The organism is Tenacibaculum adriaticum, assembly GCF_008124875.1.
Taxonomy (GTDB): domain Bacteria; phylum Bacteroidota; class Bacteroidia; order Flavobacteriales; family Flavobacteriaceae; genus Polaribacter; species Polaribacter adriaticus.
On the sequence record NZ_VNIA01000001.1, the window covers coordinates 848,463 to 867,589 of the forward strand.

Below are 19,127 nucleotides of genomic sequence, written 5' to 3' on the forward strand. Positions count from 1 at the left end.
GGGTTATTTTTAAAATAACCCTTTTTAAAAATAGACTTCAATAAAACATTTATTTTTAATAAATAAAAACATGAAAAAACTTTTATTATTATTCATTGCATTAACAGTAAGTTTATTTGTTAATGCCCAAACTTTAGATTTAAGTCAAACTTTAGCAACAGATACTACTGTAAAAAAAGGAGTATTATCTAACGGTATGACTTACTATATAAAAAGTACTGATGTTGTAAAAGATGCTGCTAGTTATTATATTATTCAAAATGTAGGTTCAATTTTAGAAAATGAAGACCAACGAGGATTGGCACACTTTTTAGAACACATGGCGTTTAACGGAACCAAGAATTTTCCTGGCAAAGGCATACTAAATACATTAGAAAAACAGGGTGCTGTTTTTGGTAAAGACATTAATGCTTACACAAGTTTTGATGAAACCGTTTACAACTTAAACAACATTCCTACCAAAGATGGTTTGGTAGATATTAGCTTAACTATTTTAAAAGATTGGTCAAATTATTTGTTGTTAACAAATGAAGAGATAGATGCAGAACGTGGTGTAATAAAGGAGGAATGGCGTACACGCCAAAGTGGACAAGGACGATTGTTTGAAGTATCGTTACCAGTACTTTTCAATAAATCAAAATACGCAGAACGCTTACCAATTGGTTTAATGTCTGTAGTTGAGGGTTTTGATTATAAAGCCTTGCGTGATTTTTATCATGATTGGTACAGGACAGATTTACAGGCGATTGCTATTATTGGCGATGTGAATGTAGATGAAATAGAGCAGAAAATTAAAGAAAGCTTTTCAAAAATTCCTGCAGTTAAAAAACCAAGAGAACGTTTTACAGTTCATGTCCCAGATAATGAGAAAATGTTATTTGGGTTAGGAACAGACCTAGAAGTTTCAACAGCAAGAATAAGTTTTGGTATTCGACATAAAAGAATCTTTAAACCAGAAACAGTTGCAGATTTAAAACAGAAATTGTTAGAATCTATGGCTACAAGTTTACTATCGGCAAGAATTGCAGAAAAAGCACAAAATCCAGAAACACCATATTTGGCAGCGGTTACTGGATACGGACCATCTATGGTAAGAACCTCTAATAATTTTAGTTTAGAAATTTATCCAAAAGAAAATCAACAAAAAGGGGCATTTAAGGCAGCTTTAACTGAAGTTGTTAGAGCCGTTAAATTTGGATTTATTCAACCAGAAATGGCTAGGTCTGTTGCACAAATTAATAGCAGATATAAAAATCAAATAGCAAAGAAGAATGATATAAACCATGCGTTGATAGAGCAAAGTATTCAAAGTAATTTCTTATACAATAGTACTATTACAGATATAGAGAAAGAATACGAAGTAGCAAAGCAATTGTTAAATACAATTACTATCGAAGAGCTACATAATACTATTAAAAGATTATACACTCAAAACAACAGATATTTATATGTTGTTGGTGTGGAAGGTCATGATAACTTAACCGAAGAATCTGCAAATCAAATTATTGACCAAGTAGAAAACGACATAAATATTACGGCATATATAGAAGCTTTAGCTGGAAAAAAGTTGGTGTCAGATTTAGACATTAAAGCAGGAACCATAGAGGAAACAGTACAGAATTCAGAAATTGGTTCTACTACATTTACTTTAAGCAATGGTGTAAAAGTGCATTATAAGTTTACCGATAAAGAAAAAGATAATGTAGCTTTAAATGCGGTTAGTTATGGCGGTACATCCCTTTTAAATGATGAAGACTTACCATCTGCAGGTTTAATAAGTGATTTAATTTTCCTTTCAGGATTAGGTGATTTTAATGCGACCGATTTAAAGAAAATATTAGCAGGAAAAACAGCAAATGTTAGAGTTAGTTTAGGTGAAATAGATGAAAATATTTTTGGATCTTCTAATACAACAGATGTTGAAACCATGTTACAGCTAACCTATCTTCAGTTTGTAAAACCTCGTTTTGATGAAGAAGCGTATAAAGTTTTATTAGGTTATTTGAAGAACTATGTTACATCCAGAAGTAATGATATAAATGAAAAAATAAAAGATAGTTTAACTGTAGCTGTATACGGAAAAAACAATCCTAAAAAACGCATTTTCAATCAGGAGTATGCCAATGATATTTCGTTTGAAAAAATAAAATCTATTTATGAAAATAGATTCGCAAATGCTTCAGATTTTGAATTCTTTATTGTTGGTGATGTGAAGGAAGATCAGCTAAAACCAATTTTAGAGCAGTATTTAGCTAGCCTACCAACAAAGAATACGAAAGAAACATTTAAAGACAATGGCGCTAAATGGCTTTCAAAAACAATAGATAAAGATATTTATTTAAAAATGGAAGACCCAAAGGCATCAGTAAACATAGTCTATAAAAAAGAAATGCCATACACCTTAAAAAGTGCAGTTTACACGAAAGCTTTGGGTGATATTTTACAATTAAGAGTTACAGAAATGGTTAGAGAATCTGAAGGTGGTGCATATAGTCCAAATGCCAATGCAACTTTAGTAAGAGAACCAAAATCTTTGGCACAAGTATCTTTTAAATTTGATTGTAATCCAGATTTGGCCGATAAATTAGTTGAGATTGTAAACAACGAATTTCAAAAAATTGCTAAAGGAAATATTTTAGAGGATGACTTAAATAAAATAAAAACCAATTTTATAAAAGAGCGAGAGCAATCAAAAGACAAAAACAATTATGATATGCAATTGCTTAAAAATTATTACAGATTTGATTACAACATGAATGATACAAAAAACTTTGAAGACATCGTAAACAAGATGTGTGACAAGGATATTAAAAAAATGGCAGAACAGATTGTAAAAAAAGGTAATAACTATGAAATTGTGTTTAAACCAGCACAATAAATTTTAAAAACACATGAAAAAAATAATTCTATTCATTGCATTTATTGCCTTTGGTGTTTGTCAAGCACAAATATTAAGCCCCGTAAAATGGACTACTTCGGTAAATAAAATTTCAAATACCGAGTATGAATTAGTTTCAAAAGCAATTATTGAAAGTGGTTGGCATGTATATTCGCAAAACGTTCCTAAAAATGGACCTAATCCTACATTTTTTTCTTTTGATGATTCTAAAGAGACTTTCAAAACCCTAGGTAATACTTCCGAAGAAGAAGGTCATACAGTAAACGATCCTGTTTTTAATATGAAAATAAAATTCTTTGAAAAAACAGCCACTTTTAAACAAAAAGTAAAAGTTGAAGAAGGGGTATCAATCATAAATGCAGTTGTAGAATTTATGGCATGTGATAATACTAGGTGTATACCTCCAAAAGAGGTAGATTTAGTTTTTAATCTTTCAGGAAAAACAGCAGCTACTTCTGTTAAAACAGATAAAGTTTCTACCACCATCACCACAACAAATTTAAATGTATCAGAATCAAATACAGATTCTAAAAAAGGGCTTTTTGCTATCTTTTTTATAGCATTCCTATCAGGTTTTGCGGCTTTATTAACACCGTGTGTGTTTCCTATGATACCGATGACGGTAAGCTTCTTTACAAAACAAAGTAAAAATAAAGCTGCTGGTATCAAAAACGCCATCATTTATGGAGTTTGTATTATTGTTATTTATGTCCTTTTAGGAACGGCAGTTACAGGAATTTTTGGAGCAGATGCTTTAAATGCGTTAGCTACAAATGTTTGGTTTAACATTATCTTTTTCTTCTTGTTAGTCATTTTTGCAGTATCTTTTTTAGGAGCCTTTGAAATTGTACTACCAAGTTCATGGGCAAATAAAGTTGATTCACAAGCAGATCGAGGTGGTCTTGTAGGGATCTTTTTTATGGCATTAGCATTGGCTATAGTATCCTTTTCGTGTACTGGTCCTATAGTTGGAACTTTATTAGTAGAAGCTGCTTCAAAAGGAGGTATAGCTCCAATCATAGGTATGTTGGGGTTTTCATTAGCAATTGCATTACCATTTACACTGTTTGCAGCTTTTCCAGGATGGTTAAACTCGTTACCAAAATCGGGTGGTTGGTTAAATACGATTAAAGTGGTGTTGGGGTTTTTAGAATTAGCATTAGCATTTAAATTTTTATCGCAAGCCGATTTAGTTTTACAAGCACATTTGTTAGAACGCGAAGTATTTTTAGCTATTTGGATTGCAATTTTTGGTATATTGACATTGTATTTATTTGGGAAAATTCAGTTACCCCACGATTCTCCTTTAACATCTATTTCTGTAGGAAGATTAGGCTTAGGTCTTGTCGTTTTATCATTTACTGTATATATGATACCAGGTTTATGGGGAGCGCCTTTAAATTTAATAAGTGCATTTCCACCACCACAAGAATATAGTGAATCACCTTATGGGGTAGGGTTTACAAAAATTGGGAATGGTTCAGCATCTATAGATCATAGCGATTTACCCGATGGAGCACATTTATTAGCACCACACGATATTTTAGCTTTTAACGATTATGATACTGGGGTAGCATATGCCAAAAAAGTAAATAAACCTGTTATGCTAGATTTTACAGGTTGGGCATGTGTAAACTGTAGAAAAATGGAACAAAATGTATGGCCAAAACCAGAAATTTTAAATACCCTTAAAAATGAGGTTATACTCATATCTCTTTATGTTGATGATAAGCGAAAGTTAGAAACTGATGAAATTGTAGAATCCGAATTACGTCCTGGTAAAAAGCTTAAATATATTGGACAAAAATGGAGTGAACTTCAAACCATAAAATATGAGGCAAATTCACAACCATTCTATGTTCTGATGAATCATAATGAAGAAAATCTAATAAAACCTATAGCCTATACTCCAGATGCAAATGAGTATCTTAAATGGTTAAAAGAAGGGATTTCTAATTTTAAATAAACGTAGTTAAATAGTAATACAGCCCATATTTGGAGTTTACAAAATTTTCAATAAGTAATGACATTTCTATACATACTAATAATATTATTGGTGCTTAATGTATTATTATTCAAGTTTAGTTGTAATAAGATACCTAAAGATTGCGGTACTCAACATAAAAAAAAGAATCGAACTATTATGAAGTTGGTTCGAGAGAAAGGTAAATAATTTTTAAAAATTCAATCACTAATTAATATTAATTTTTTAGTTATGGTTGATGTTTTGATTGGTTGATATCACTCCGGTGTAGTTACCGGAGTGATTGTTTAAAATGTGTATAGTATATTGAAAGTATAAAAAGTGATGGAATCAGAAAGTTTAACATTATATATTGAAACGGTAAATTGGAATAAAATACTTCCAATGGTTTTAAATGTTTTTCAACATAGAAAAATAAAATTAGATACAATTCAAACCTCAAAATCTGCATTAGATAAATTTGGGCTTATCATTATTGAAATATGGACAAGCCAAAAGTTATTACAAAATGTTATAGAAGAAATTCAAAATATAGATGAAGTAAAAAATGTTAATCTAGTAAGTAGTAGCCAAACTTTACAACGATGTGTTACCTTATTTCAATTTGATACTAAAGTCTATTTAGAAAAAAACAACTTTCAAGAAATACTAAATCTTAACAATGCTAAAGTGATAGATATAAACAAGGAATATACAATTGTAGAAAAAATATGCGACATGACAGAAACAAATAAGCTTATACAAAAATTTAAACACTATAATTTAATTCAATGTGTAATGTCAAATCAAGCAACGCTTTTAATCAATAGAAATTTTTCAAACCAATAAATAATTATTGTATGAAAAAAAAAATAAACAATACAAATTTAGAAAGATATTTTAGAAGTTTAAGAAACAATATTGTTGGGATAGATGAATATTTTGAATCACCTTATGGAAGAAAAAAAATTATATATGCTGATTGGACCGCAAGTGGACGCCTGTATAGACCTATTGAAGAGAAAATACTGAATGATATAGGTCCTTTTGTAGCCAATACGCATACAGAAACATCTATTACAGGATCTTCAATGACTCTAGCATATCACGAAGCTAGAAACATTATAAAAAGACATGTTAATGCTAGTAAAGAAGATGTGTTAATTACAGTAGGAACTGGTATGACAGGAGCTATAAATAAATTTCAACGTATTTTAGGGTTAAAGGTTTCAGAAAATTTAAAAGACCATACTCAAGTACCAGAAGAAAAACGCCCAATAATTTTTGTTTCGCACATGGAACATCATTCTAACCAAACCTCGTGGTTGGAAACCATAGCTAGGGTAAGGGTTATTCCTTCAAACAAAAAAGGCTTTCCTTGTTTAGAAAGTTTGGAAGTATTATTGAAAGAACACAACGAAGTTCCCATAAAAATAGCTGCAATTACAGGTTGTTCTAACGTTACAGGTATTAGAACAAACTACCGTCAAATAGCAAAAATCATGCATCAAAACAACGGATTATGTTTTGTGGATTTTGCATGTTCAGCCCCTTATGTAAACATCAATATGCATCCAGAAAAAGAAGATGAATATTTAGATGCTATTATGTTTTCACCACATAAATTTTTGGGTGGACCAGGATCTTCTGGGGTATTAATATTCAACAAAAAACTTTATAAAAATTTAGTTCCTGATAATCCTGGAGGAGGTACAGTAAGTTATACCAATCCATGGGGAAATCACGATTATATTGATGACATTGAAACCCGTGAAGATGGTGGAACACCAGGCTTTTTACAAGCCATAAAAATAGCACTCTCAATACGACTTAAAGAACAAATGGGTGTTGATAATATTTTGAACAGAGAGCATGAACTCAATGAAATTATTTTTAATGAACTTTCCAAAATAAGTAATTTAAAAATTTTAGCATCAGATCATACAGAGAGGCTAGGTATTTTTTCATTTTACATTGAAAATGAACATTATAATTTAGTAGTCAAATTGTTAAATGACCGTTTTGGTGTTCAAACCAGAGGTGGTTGTTCATGCGCAGGCACTTATGGACATTATTTGTTAAATGTAAATCAAGAAACATCTAAAGTCATAGAACAAAAAATATTAGAAGGTTATTTGATGGAAAGACCTGGATGGATTAGAATGTCTATTCATCCAACTATGACAAATGAAGAAATAGAATTTATATGTGATGCCATTAAAAAGGTAGCAGAAAATATAAACACATGGCGTGAAGATTATAAATATAACGTTGTTAAAAATGAATTTGAGCATGTTGGTAATTTAATAAATGTAGAAGAACGAATTATTTCTAATTGGTTTAGATTATAGTAGATATATAAAACCTAATTGTTAAATGTTTCATTGAAAATAGAATCAATTTTATCTTAATAGAAAATCCATCAATTAACAATGAAAATAAAAAAAGTCTTAGTTGCAAATCGAGGCGAAATTGCCATTCGAATTTTTAGAGCTTGCGTAGAGATTGGGATCAAAACGGTAGGGGTTTACACCTTTGAAGACCGTTATTCATTACACCGATATAAAGCTGATGAATCTTATCAAATAGGTGAAGATAACGAACCTTTAAAACCTTATTTAAATATTGAAGCTATTATAAGAGTAGCAAAGCAAAATCAAGTGGACACTATTCATCCTGGGTATGGCTTTTTATCAGAAAACGCAGAGTTTGCCCAAAAATGTGCGGATAATAATATCATTTTTATTGGTCCAAAAGTATCTGTTTTAAAAGCACTTGGAGATAAAATAACAGCAAAAAAAGTAGCTGTAGAAAATAATATTCCTATTATAAAAAGTAATAAAAAAGATCTCACTAATATAAATATAGCATTATCTGAAGCTGAAGAAATAGGATATCCTGTTATGCTTAAAGCTGCATCAGGAGGAGGAGGACGTGGTATACGTGTTATTCGGTCTAAAGATGAATTGGAAAAAGTTTTCAACGAATCGAAAAGGGAATCTTTAAATGCCTTTGGAGATGATACTGTTTTTTTAGAAAAATATGTTGAAAATCCAAAGCATATAGAGGTCCAAATTGTAGCAGACTCACATGGAAATATGGTGCATTTATTTGAACGAGACTGTTCCGTTCAAAGACGTTATCAGAAAGTTATTGAGTATGCACCTTCCTACGGATTAGAACAAGAAACCAAGAATAAGCTCTATGAGCACGCTATAGCAATATGTAAGGCAGTTGACTATAATAATATAGGTACTGTTGAATTTTTGTTAGATGATGACGGCAGTATTTATTTCATTGAAGTTAATCCAAGAATACAAGTTGAACATACTGTTACAGAGGTGGTTACTAATATTGATTTAGTGAAAACACAATTGTTTGTTGCTGGTGGATATAAACTTTTCGACCAACAAATAAAAATTGAAAACCAAGAAGCTGTAAAACTTACAGGGTACGCGTTGCAATGCCGCATTACAACTGAAGATCCAACAAACGACTTTAAACCAGATTATGGTACAATATCAACGTATAGAAGCGCATCAGGATTTGGAATACGTTTAGATACAGGAAGTATTTATCAAGGGGTTAAAATATCACCTTTTTTTGATTCTATGCTGGTTAAGGTATCTGCAAGTTCCAGAACACTTGATGGAGCTTGCAGAAAAATGCGAAGAGCCTTGTCTGAATTTCGTATTAGAGGGGTAAAAACAAATATTTATTTTTTAGATAATATCTTAAAGGATCCTATTTTTAGAGAAGGAAAAACCACAGTAAATTATATTAAAAACGAACCGTCCTTGTTCCAATTTCCCGAATCTAAAAACAGAGCCAATAAGTTGGTAGATTTTTTAGGTGAAGTTATTGTTAATGGAAATCCAGATGTCAAGAAAATAGAAGCAAATAAAAAGTTTATAAAGCCAAAAGTTCCAACATTTGATAAATCTCAAGAATATCCTAAAGGAACAAAGGATTTATTAACAGAACTTGGACCAGAAAAATTTGCAAACTGGCTTAAAAACGAAAAAAAGCTGCACTATACAGATACTACAATGCGCGATGGACATCAAAGTTTAATTGCAACACGTATGCGAACTTTAGATATGTTACAAGTGGCAGAAGGCTATGCGAAGAATCATCCAGAAATTTTTAGTATGGAAGTTTGGGGTGGAGCTACTTTTGATGTTTGCCTTCGCTTTCTACATGAAAACCCTTGGGAAAGACTTCGTTTACTACGTAAAGCTATGCCAAATGTATTGTTACAAATGCTTATTAGAGGTTCAAATGGTGTTGGTTATACAGCATATCCCGATAATTTAGTACAAAAATTTGTTGAGCAGTCTTGGGAAAACGGAGTAGATATTTTTAGAATATTCGATTCTTTAAATTGGATGAAATCCATAGCTCCTTGTATTGAGCACGTACGTATTAAAACGAATGGTTTAGCTGAAGGTTCTATTTGCTATACAGGTGATATATTGAATCCAAGTAAAACAAAATATAACCTAAAATATTACATACAACTAGCAAAAGATATTGAAAATGCGGGAGCTCATATTTTAGGGGTTAAAGATATGGCGGGTTTATTAAAGCCAAATGCAGCTTATGAATTAATTTCTGCTTTAAAATCTGAAATCAACATTCCTATTCATTTACACACTCATGATACATCGTCTCTTCAAGCTGCTATGTATTTAAAAGCTGCTGAAGCAGGAATTGATGTTATTGATGTGGCTTTGGGTGGTTTGTCTGGTTTAACATCTCAACCAAACTTTAATTCAATACTTGAGATATTCCGTTTTCACGAACGGGAAAATCATATAGATAGTAAAAAACTAGCTGAATATTCAGATTATTGGGAATTGGTTAGAAATTATTATTATCCTTTTGAATCTGGTTTAAAAGCGGGAACAGGAGAAGTCTATAGTCATGAAATTCCAGGTGGACAATATTCAAATTTAAAAGGACAAGCCATTGCTTTAGGATTGGAAGATAAATTTCCAGAAGTAACTAAAATGTATGGAGAAGTTAATCAACTCTTTGGCGATATTGTCAAAGTAACACCAAGTTCGAAGGTTGTAGGTGATATGGCGCAGTACCTTATTAGCAATAATCTTAACATAGAAGATGTTTTAGAAAAAGGAGATTCATTATCGTTTCCTAAATCGGTAATTGGGTTTTTTAATGGTGATTTAGGGCAACCCGTTGGTGGTTTCCCTGAAAAAATTCAAAAGCTAATTTTAAAAGGCCAAAAACCATATACGGAAAGACCCAATGCACATTTAGACCCTATTGATTTTGAAGAAGAATTTAAAGTATTTAAAAAGAATTTCTCCAAAGGAATGGGTAGAGATTTAGAAATTACAGATTTTTTGTCATACAATTTATATCCTAAAGTATTTTGTGATGCTTATAACAACCATGTAAAATATGGGAATGTAACAAATATACCGACCAAGAATTTTTTCTACGGCATGGAAGTAGGTGAAGAAATTATGGTAGAAATAGAAAAAGGGAAAAATGTTCTAATTTCTCTGGTTTCTGTGGCTGATGCTGATGAGATGGGTAATGTTGGTGTTTTGTTTAAAGTCAACGGGCAGTTGCGCAATATGTTAATTAAAGATAAATCCGTAAAAGTAGAATCTGTTCAAAATATTAAAGTAGAAAATGGTAACCCTAAACATATTGGAGCTCCTTTACAAGGTTTATTATCTAGTATTCTTGTAAAGAAAGGACAAGAAATTAAAAAGAATCAACCTTTGTTTGTTATAGAAGCTATGAAAATGGAAACTACGGTAGTAGCACCTGAAGCTGGATTAGTAAATAAAATTGAACAAAAAAGTGGCACACTTGTGAGTACAGATGACTTGATTGTCGTTTTAAAGTAATTAATATACATATAACAGAAAAATTAATAAATAGAAAAAATGTTAATTATTACGACTGGAGGAACTATAGAAGGCTTAGATTATACTGATGAATCAGCAAAAATTACTAGTAAAACAATTTCTATTAAAGAACTAATCTCTAAGTTCAGAATTGATTTTAGATATTCAATCAGACATCTCTTTTCTAAAGATAGTAGGTGTATAACAAAAACAGATAGAGAGCTTATTGTAAAAACAATCAAATGTAAAGAAACTAAAAACATTCTTATCACTCACGGCACATATACAATGATAGAAACAGCAGAATATTTAGCCAAATTGAACATAAACAAAACGATAATTCTTACTGGATCTTTTATTTTAGGTACTAAAGAAAATTCTGACGCTAGCTCGAATTTAAAATTTGCTATTTCTCAATTTAAAGTACTAAAAGAAGGAGTATATATAGTAATACAAAATAGAGTTTTTACATGGGACAATGTGAGAAAAAATGTTGAGCGGAATCAATTTGAGAGTAAATTAGATTAGTGATGGAATATGTTTGGTACTTCAATACATTGGACGACTTTTTTCTATTTATTGATTGATATCTTTATTGTTATATTCTCTTTTTTTCAATCTTTTAGGTTCAAAAATTCAAATCCAGATAGATATATTGTTCTAGGAGTTTTGTTTATAGCTTATAATACTTCTGGTGGTTTTTTACCGACAAAAGAATTTTTTGGACCTTTGATATTACAATATATTATAACATATAGTATTTCTATAATACTCATTATATATGTAATATATTACCTGTACAAAGAATATGATATTTTAATATTAAAAATTTACCTTTCTGTAACCAATATTTCAATAATACTCTTTACGGGCTTTATATGTTTATTTCTACTACCTTATTTTCTTACGAAATCTCTTTATGTAGCAAGGATAGTTTTTACATTTCCGGCAATACTTTTAAGTTTATATTTTTTATGGGCATTTTATGATAGAGTTTCTAAGACTCCCAAGTCTAATAAATTTACACTAAGAAGAAGTAAATTATCACTTTTATGTGCTTTTAGCATAGCTTCGCTACCGTTACTAACTGTTATTGGAGATTTTCAATGGTTGACATTTTCGGTAATGAACTTATCATTCTATGCAATTACGGCAATTGAAATAGATAGGTATTTGTATATTTTGGAAAATAAAAATAAAATGTTTGAAATATTTTCGTTTCATAAAGAGAATAAACAAAAACATATAGAGTCTAAGCTTATCTATCAAAGGCTCACAAGACGAGAAATTGAAATAGCAGTTTCAATTTTGGGTAATAAAACATACAAACAAATCGGAGATGATTTTTTTATTGCAGAGAGTACTGTTTCTAAACATGCCTCAAACATATTTAAGAAAACAGGAGCAAGAAATAAAACCGAATTTATAAAGCGCTTCAAAATTAAAAGTAAATAGATATTTACGTATAAAAATACGTTCTTGTCCGTATAGATATACGTTCTTATTTCAAGTTTAGATTTTACCCTATAATTATTTTTGTATATCACTCATTCATAATTGTATACTCATAGTTGTATTTTGAAATAATTAATATTTAAGAGATACATTATTTCTTTCTGTGTATAGGAATAGATTTTCATAAAAACTCTAGCTCAATTTTTTGTGTAATTTATCTCGATTTGCAGTTGGTTAAACTGTTCATATGAAAGCTTATGGAATTAAAAAAGGAGATAGAAGAACTCTTAAGGGAATTGGAATACATTCATCAGTCTGATGCTCAAATTCTGAAAAAAAATTGCCTTAGCATTATTTCATGCAGAAACCTATTAACTAAGTTTCGTAAGAAAGTATTCAAAACAGGTTTTAACTCAGTAAAGGAGGAAATAGATTTTTTCAAAAGAGTAAAACAAGTTCCATTATCAAAATTAATTTATTACAAAGAGATTTATGAATTCGAAACCTTTCTCCCTAAAGAATCCAATGATAAACAAAAAGAGTTTATCAAAAAGCAACTTAAGAGATATGATGATTTCTTTTTGACCAATATTGATTTTGGTCAATATATGCAAATGAACCATACTCATTTTGATGAATACTATTTTACAAGAAAACCCAACAAAGATTTTCCAATTATAGGTTTCGGATTTTTCTCAGAAAATATTGAATTTAATACACCCAAAGATGTAACACTTGCACAATTTAAGGCTTATGATTTAGCTGTGAAATATTTGAAAAGGGAACTTAAAATGTTAAGTGAAAGAAAAAGAGGATTAACTTCAATAAACGAAGAGAATGATCTGTTTTGGACAGGAAGTTATGCATCTTTTGTTGAAATGACTTATGGGATACATGCAATGGGTTGCCTAAATAATGGAAATATTGACATAAGGAAGATAATAGATCAGTTGGGGATGTTTCTTCAAATAACAGGAGGCAACTATTCACGAACATATAACGAACTGAAATCTCGTAAGGGTTCACAAATCAAATTTTTCGAAGAAGCAGGAAAAAAATTAAAACAAAAAATGGATGATGAAGATGGATTAGATAGTTAAAAAACCGAACTCGGTTCACACTCTGTTTTTTTACTCTCTGCTTATAATGGTTGATATAATTAGTATGAAATTCACGTTTAATTGAAATTTGGATATAAGAAAACTTATGAATTAAAAGTATCCGAACTCGGTTTAGACTCTGATAGATTCTTATTAAACTAGTTCAATTTTGTAAAACGAAAGTCAAATCAGTCAAGAGGTCATAAAATTAGGTGAAAGTAATGCGATGATCTCTTTTATTTAAATCGTTTTACTATGGCAGCAACAATAATCACTTCAGAAGATCTCTATCAGTTCAAAGTAGAACTTATAGACGAAATCAAACAATTATTCAATCAACATTCAGGGAATCCTACCAAGAAATGGCTCAAATCTCCTGAAGTTCGTGAGCTTTTAGGTATATCACCAGGAACATTACAGAATCTTAGAGTAAATGGCACACTGCCCTATACAAAAGTAGGGGGTGTTTTGTATTATGATTATCTGGAAATTATACAAGTCTTAGAAAAGAATAGAGTAGAGAATAAATTCTAATTTGTTTTGGGAACTATTAATTATATAAAGCACTTAAATGCTGTGTTTGTAAATATTTCTAAAGATTCCAGATTAAATCCAACTCACATCAGTTTGTATTTTGCTTTATTCTACTTATGGAATGTAAACTTTTTCAGAGATGAATTTTACATCAACAGAGATGATGTAATGAAGCTTGCTAAAATTGGCTCAAAAACCACATACCATCGCTGTATAAAGGAGTTAAACCATTGGATGTATTTTGAATATTTACCTTCACATAATTCTTTTCACGGAAGTAAAATAAGGATGTTCAATTTTTGTACTAATAATGGACAAGTAATGGACTCTAGCCAGACCAAAAATTGTACCAGCGCTGGACAAGCGCTGGTATCTATAAATAAACATATACAAACAATAACAAATCAAAAAAACAATAACAAACAGCAAGATTTTAAAAACTCAAATTTGAAAGATCCTGAAAACTTGAACAAACTAGTAAAGGTTGACCAATATTTAGACAACCTTGGGACAGCTACTAATAAAAATTATAATGAACCACTATGAGTCATTCAACTCCAAATATTATTATAGAAGATGGTATAAAATACACATTGGGAGAATTAAGAGGGAATCATATTTTGTATGATTTTGAAAGAATTTTAATTTATCTAGAGGCAAAAGGAAAATTATTGTTTGGTGAAAATTTTAAAATATATAAAGAGGACAAGAAAATTCTTTACAAGCTTTGTAACTATCAAATTGGAGACTGGAAAACCTGTAAAAAAATGAATATTGATATTAATAAGGGGATTTTACTTTCTGGACCAATAGGCTGTGGTAAAACTTCTTTAATGAAGCTTCTTCGTTATATTACTCCTCATTACCCAACTTATGAATTAATACCAGCCCGAATTATAACTTTTGCGTTTAATCATATAGGTTATAAGACCATTCAAGATTATGGTGATAATAAATTTTATTGTTTTGATGATTTAGGCGTTGAACCTGTGGGGCGGTTTTTTGGTAAAGACTGTAATGTGTTAGGTGAAGTTTTATTATCCCGCCATGATTTTTTTTTAAAATACAGAGTAAAGACCCATGCCACAACAAACCTTAATGCCCAAGAACTAGAAGAATGTTATGGGAATCGGGTGCGCTCTCGAATGCGAGAATTGTTTAATTTGATAGGGTTTGATAAGGGAAGTAAAGATAAGAGGCAATGAATTATCATTAATTTTATATTTTCTTCTCATCATCTCTAATAGCTCATAGGTGGCAAGAATTTTTGGAATATTTCCAAATAATATTAAAACTTCAATTATTAAAATCACAAAATCATTTGTACCTTTGGAATTAATTTATTAGTGTAACTAACTATCAGGTATTTTGGATAACTTTCGATATGATTGATTTTGATATAATAGAAAATTTAGGCTTGGACAAGGCTATATCTGTTACTTCGGAATCTGATCAAATTTCTGAAAGTCAGTCGGTTGTAGTGAATCAAGTGAGAAACTTCGGTATTGATGAAATTTATTTTAGTACCGACGAAAATAATAATAGTTATCCTGCGGTTTTTTTAAAAAAGGTTGAAAAATTTGATGATCGAGCTCTTCATCAAATTGCAAAAGCTCAAAAAAAAATCTGGAACTTCAAAAAGGTAATTTTTCTATACGTTTATTCGGAAACTGAAATCCGTATTTACAATTGTGCCGAGAAACCTCTTATAATCAAATCAGATGATTTTGACTATAAGAAGGAGCTTAAAATACTCGAAATTGAGTCTTACAAGTTTAAAGATAAAACCAAACTCAAACAACTTCAAAACCTCTTTTCCACCATTGCCATTGATACAGGTATTATTTGGACATTGGAGGAGGCATATGAAATAAGAAAGAAAATAAGTCTTCAACGAAGGGTTGACAAATACCTTGTAGAGAGTCTTACTCATACTGCCAAGCAATTACAGGAAGAAGGTTTAGAAATTAATCTTATTCATAAAATAATAATGCGTTCTCTATTTCTTCTGTATTTAGAAGATAGGGGTGCGACTGATGAAAAATTCTACTCGGAAATAAAAAATGGAGCAAAGTCTTATTTCGACATTTTGGACGATGCAGATAAAACTTATTCTCTTTTTCAAAAACTAGAAGAATACTTCAACGGTAATGTTTTTACAGTGGATAAGAATGAATCAATTTCTAGAGAACATTTACAAATTGTCAAAAAATGCTTTATCAATGGTAATAACAATTCAATTCAGCAGAATCTTTTTGAAGATTTACGATTGTTCGATTTTAGTATTATTCAAATAGAATTGTTGAGTGAAATTTATGAGAATTTCCTTGCTGAAATAAACCCTACTTTAAAGCAAGATACTGGTACTTATTACACACCACCTTCCCTAGTTGAACTCATATTAAATGAGAAATTACCAATCTCTAGGACAGAAAAAGAATTTAATGTTAAAGTATTAGATCCAACGTGTGGTTCAGGTATTTTTTTGGTTGAAAGTTTTAAACGTTTGGTTAAGCGTTACGAAAATGCCAAATTAGAAAAACTTACTGACTTTAATAAATTGAAGAAGTTATTAACGGATAACATATTTGGTGTAGAGATACATCCGCAGTCCATCAAAGTTGCTGCATTTAGCCTTTATTTGGCTTTGGTTGACAACTTAAACCCTAAGACAATTTGGCAAAATAAAGACTATCGCTTACCATATCTGATAAATGACCCTTCGGATGATACTCTTGTTGAACAAGGCAATAATCTCTTCCGAAGCGATACTATTCAGCAAAACCCAGAAGTAGAACAAATAGATTTTGATTTGGTAGTAGGAAATCCGCCTTTTGGCACTAAAAACCTATCCCAGTCTATTAGAGATTATAGTGATAAATATGGGTTTGCTAAAGAAATGGTATTGCCGTTTTTGCATAAAGCGACAACCTTTTCTGAAAATGGGGAAATTGCCTTGATTTTTAATACCAAAATCCTTACCAATACTAAGATAACATATCAAAATTTTAGAAAGTGGCTTTTCAACGAGTGCTACGTTGAGAAGATTTATAACTTTTCAATATTAAGGAATGCACCTAAAGACTTTGGCGGTCAATTATTTGGTTCAGCTACTGGTCCAATAAGTGTTGTTTTTTATCAAAAACACCCACCTAAAAAGAAATCAAATACTATAGTTTACTATGCACCTAAAACCTTTATTAAATCAAATGTTATTGAAGGAGTAAGCATCGATAGTTCAGATTTAAAGTTTTTACCACGTGAAGAATGTGAAAAGCAAGACACCAAAATCTGGAAAGTTGCAATGTGGGGCGGATTATCTGACTTTAGATTGATAGAAAAATTGAATAATAATAAATACCAAACTATTGAGCAATTTAACAAGACACATAGCATTGAATCAGGCGTTGGTTTTCAGCTTTTAACCCAAAAGAAAGATGAGCCTAGGCATTCAAAAGTATTATCTGAACTACCATATCTAGATGCTAGTTCAATAGAAAGGTTTTATACGCAAAGTTCGAGGTTAAAAAACATTAAGGATTCAGTTAAAACACCGAAATCAAAATCTTTTTATAAAGCATTCTATAGTGTAAATGACATTGATGAAATAGAAGAACTTTCCCATTTCAGACGTCTTGGAGATATACAGGCATTCGTAAACACTCATATAGTTGTTAAAAAAGGATTAGAAAAAAATAGTGTTTGCTCATCCTTAATTGATGTAGATTGTTCTTTTAGAGATGGAGTTTATGGTTTTTATTCGAGTAAAAATGACAGCTCAATTCTTAACGTCTTAAACTCATATTTCAATTCCAAGTTGAGTAGTTATTACTTGTTTATGACTATTTCTTCCTATGGCATAGAAAGAGAGCAGATTATGAAAAATGAATACCTTTCAATCCCTATTAATTTAAAGGAATTTGAGATTACCAAAATTCTGAAATTATCTGAAAAATTTATTAAGAAAATTAAAGGTTTGGATTTCTGGAATATTGAAGAAAAGCGAAACCAATTGATAACTACGTTTAGTGAAACAGTTGAAGGAATAATCAATAAAAGCTTTGGATTGAATGAAGATGAGATTAATCTTTTAAATGATGCTTTAGACTACAGTATGGATTTGTTTCATTCAAAAGCTAAGTCAGAGGCTTTGAATCCCGTTCGTAGTATTGAAGATTATTCTAAAAAGATTTGTGGCAAGTTGAATCAATTTTTAAAAGGGCAAAATCTATTTGCAAATGCCACGGTATTCGAGACAAATCATTTTTCACCTCTTTTAGTAATGAAACTTTCATTCGAAGAAAATGAAAAAGAAGTTTTAAAATCCCAAGAGGATGTGACTCAAGAACTACAAAAACTTGATAGACATTTGTGGACTAAACAAAGCACAAACATCTACTTCAGAAAAAAATTAAACTATAAGACTGGCAACGAGATTTTTATTGTTCGTCCCAATCAGAAACGATTCTGGACTCAATCGATGGCGATTGAAGATGCTTCAGAATTGATACTGGAAATCCTTAATGAAGTATAATAATGGGATTAAACAAAGTGATAGTTGCCAGCTTCAAGAGAGGCTTTGAAGAAAAATGCTTTAAGCTGATAACAGAATCTTATGTTTCAGCTGTAGAAACTAAGGTTGTTAAACTAAACTGGGATGAAAATGACATCACTTCAGAACTTCATCAACATATTCAAGACAATCCTCTCAGATTAGAATGGAATATTCACTCTAATGTTGAGAAACATCTTCCCAAAGATGATTTAAAGAAGGAAAAAGGCTTTGCTGCTAAACTACCCAGAATTGACCTTTGTTTCGCGGTTATAAGCTTTAAACTTGAATATGTCTATCATATGGAAGCCAAAAATCTAAAGGAAAAAGACTCTAGTTTAAAGCGACGTTATATAAAAACCGGAATCGACAACTTTTTGTCAAAAAAATATGAGAATGGATGTCTACTTGGATATGTCTTAGAAGGGGCTTTACATAAATCTGTTTATGGAATAAATAAACTTCTGAAGAAAGACAGAAGAGAGATAGAATCTTTAAATAAAAAAGAGAATCACTTACATAATGACTATTACGAATCTCAGCATCCAAATGATTTCTTGATTAAACATTTTATTTTTGACTTTACTTCTTTAAGTGCATAAATTAAATGACGTTTCAGAGACATTCTACGAAGGTTTTTACTTATATTAAACATCATTTCTAGAGAAACTTATTAAAAATTATGTAATTTATTTTAACCATATTTTTATTTCTAAATAGACTTGATATGTAATATATT

Annotated in this window: 13 protein-coding genes; all 13 read left to right on the forward strand. The window is 30.6% G+C overall.

The window, feature by feature from the left end; translation table 11 throughout:
* The first annotated feature begins 70 nt into the window (after positions 1 to 70).
* The 13 genes from C7447_RS03965 (at position 71) to C7447_RS04025 (ending at position 18,990) form a co-directional block, all read left to right on the forward strand.
* Complete coding sequence (locus tag C7447_RS03965; protein ID WP_148868962.1) at positions 71 to 2,878, forward strand: M16 family metallopeptidase; 2,808 nt, start codon at positions 71 to 73, stop codon at positions 2,876 to 2,878.
* A gap of 13 nt (positions 2,879 to 2,891) precedes the next feature.
* A complete protein-coding gene (locus tag C7447_RS03970) occupies positions 2,892 to 4,865 on the forward strand; it encodes a protein-disulfide reductase DsbD family protein (protein WP_148868963.1) in 1,974 nt (657 codons plus the stop codon).
* A gap of 342 nt (positions 4,866 to 5,207) precedes the next feature.
* On the forward strand, positions 5,208 to 5,711 hold the full coding sequence (locus tag C7447_RS03975; protein ID WP_148868965.1) for a hypothetical protein: 504 nt from the start codon (positions 5,208 to 5,210) through the stop codon (positions 5,709 to 5,711).
* Positions 5,712 to 5,722: 11 nt separating this feature from the next.
* Positions 5,723 to 7,213 (forward strand): aminotransferase class V-fold PLP-dependent enzyme, encoded by a 1,491-nt coding sequence (locus tag C7447_RS03980; protein ID WP_148868967.1) that lies wholly within the window; start codon positions 5,723 to 5,725, stop codon positions 7,211 to 7,213.
* An 81-nt stretch (positions 7,214 to 7,294) separates the two neighbouring features.
* Positions 7,295 to 10,747, forward strand: coding sequence for a pyruvate carboxylase (locus tag C7447_RS03985; protein WP_148868969.1), 3,453 nt, complete (start codon positions 7,295 to 7,297; stop codon positions 10,745 to 10,747).
* 39 nt (positions 10,748 to 10,786) lie between these two features.
* Entirely contained in the window at positions 10,787 to 11,275 is a 489-nt protein-coding gene (locus tag C7447_RS03990; protein ID WP_148868971.1) for an asparaginase domain-containing protein, read from the forward strand.
* A gap of 9 nt (positions 11,276 to 11,284) precedes the next feature.
* Entirely contained in the window at positions 11,285 to 12,202 is a 918-nt protein-coding gene (locus tag C7447_RS03995) for a helix-turn-helix domain-containing protein (protein WP_148868973.1), read from the forward strand.
* A gap of 257 nt (positions 12,203 to 12,459) precedes the next feature.
* Positions 12,460 to 13,302: an RteC domain-containing protein gene (locus C7447_RS04000; RefSeq protein ID WP_148868974.1), complete on the forward strand. Its 843-nt coding sequence runs from the start codon at positions 12,460 to 12,462 to the stop codon at positions 13,300 to 13,302.
* Positions 13,303 to 13,557: 255 nt separating this feature from the next.
* Entirely contained in the window at positions 13,558 to 13,836 is a 279-nt protein-coding gene (locus C7447_RS04005) for a helix-turn-helix domain-containing protein (RefSeq protein ID WP_148868976.1), read from the forward strand.
* Positions 13,837 to 13,842: 6 nt separating this feature from the next.
* On the forward strand, positions 13,843 to 14,382 hold the full coding sequence (locus tag C7447_RS04010; protein ID WP_148868978.1) for a hypothetical protein: 540 nt from the start codon (positions 13,843 to 13,845) through the stop codon (positions 14,380 to 14,382).
* Positions 14,379 to 15,041 carry a P-loop NTPase family protein gene (locus tag C7447_RS04015; protein WP_148868980.1) on the forward strand — a complete coding sequence of 221 codons (663 nt, stop codon included), beginning with the start codon at positions 14,379 to 14,381 and terminating at the stop codon, positions 15,039 to 15,041. Before C7447_RS04010 ends, C7447_RS04015 begins: the two co-directional genes overlap by 4 nt.
* Before the next feature lie 179 nt (positions 15,042 to 15,220).
* Positions 15,221 to 18,370 carry an HsdM family class I SAM-dependent methyltransferase gene (locus C7447_RS04020; RefSeq protein WP_148868982.1) on the forward strand — a complete coding sequence of 1,050 codons (3,150 nt, stop codon included), beginning with the start codon at positions 15,221 to 15,223 and terminating at the stop codon, positions 18,368 to 18,370.
* 2 nt (positions 18,371 to 18,372) lie between these two features.
* Positions 18,373 to 18,990, forward strand: a complete 618-nt coding sequence (locus tag C7447_RS04025) for a hypothetical protein (protein ID WP_148868984.1) — start codon at positions 18,373 to 18,375, stop codon at positions 18,988 to 18,990.
* Positions 18,991 to 19,127 lie beyond the last annotated feature (137 nt).

Bases quoted from the DNA above. Each gene is read 5' to 3' on its own strand.
- C7447_RS03975 (WP_148868965.1), top strand. From the start codon at position 5,208: ATGGAATCAGAAAGTTTAACATTATATATTGAAACGGTAAATTGGAAT.
- C7447_RS04025 (WP_148868984.1), top strand. From the start codon at position 18,373: ATGGGATTAAACAAAGTGATAGTTGCCAGCTTCAAGAGAGGCTTTGAA.
- C7447_RS04015 (WP_148868980.1), top strand. From the start codon at position 14,379: ATGAGTCATTCAACTCCAAATATTATTATAGAAGATGGTATAAAATAC.
- C7447_RS03995 (WP_148868973.1), top strand. From the start codon at position 11,285: ATGTTTGGTACTTCAATACATTGGACGACTTTTTTCTATTTATTGATT.
- C7447_RS04000 (WP_148868974.1), top strand. From the start codon at position 12,460: ATGGAATTAAAAAAGGAGATAGAAGAACTCTTAAGGGAATTGGAATAC.
- C7447_RS03985 (WP_148868969.1), top strand. From the start codon at position 7,295: ATGAAAATAAAAAAAGTCTTAGTTGCAAATCGAGGCGAAATTGCCATT.
- C7447_RS03970 (WP_148868963.1), top strand. From the start codon at position 2,892: ATGAAAAAAATAATTCTATTCATTGCATTTATTGCCTTTGGTGTTTGT.
- C7447_RS04020 (WP_148868982.1), top strand. From the start codon at position 15,221: ATGATTGATTTTGATATAATAGAAAATTTAGGCTTGGACAAGGCTATA.
- C7447_RS03965 (WP_148868962.1), top strand. From the start codon at position 71: ATGAAAAAACTTTTATTATTATTCATTGCATTAACAGTAAGTTTATTT.
- C7447_RS04005 (WP_148868976.1), top strand. From the start codon at position 13,558: ATGGCAGCAACAATAATCACTTCAGAAGATCTCTATCAGTTCAAAGTA.
- C7447_RS03980 (WP_148868967.1), top strand. From the start codon at position 5,723: ATGAAAAAAAAAATAAACAATACAAATTTAGAAAGATATTTTAGAAGT.
- C7447_RS03990 (WP_148868971.1), top strand. From the start codon at position 10,787: ATGTTAATTATTACGACTGGAGGAACTATAGAAGGCTTAGATTATACT.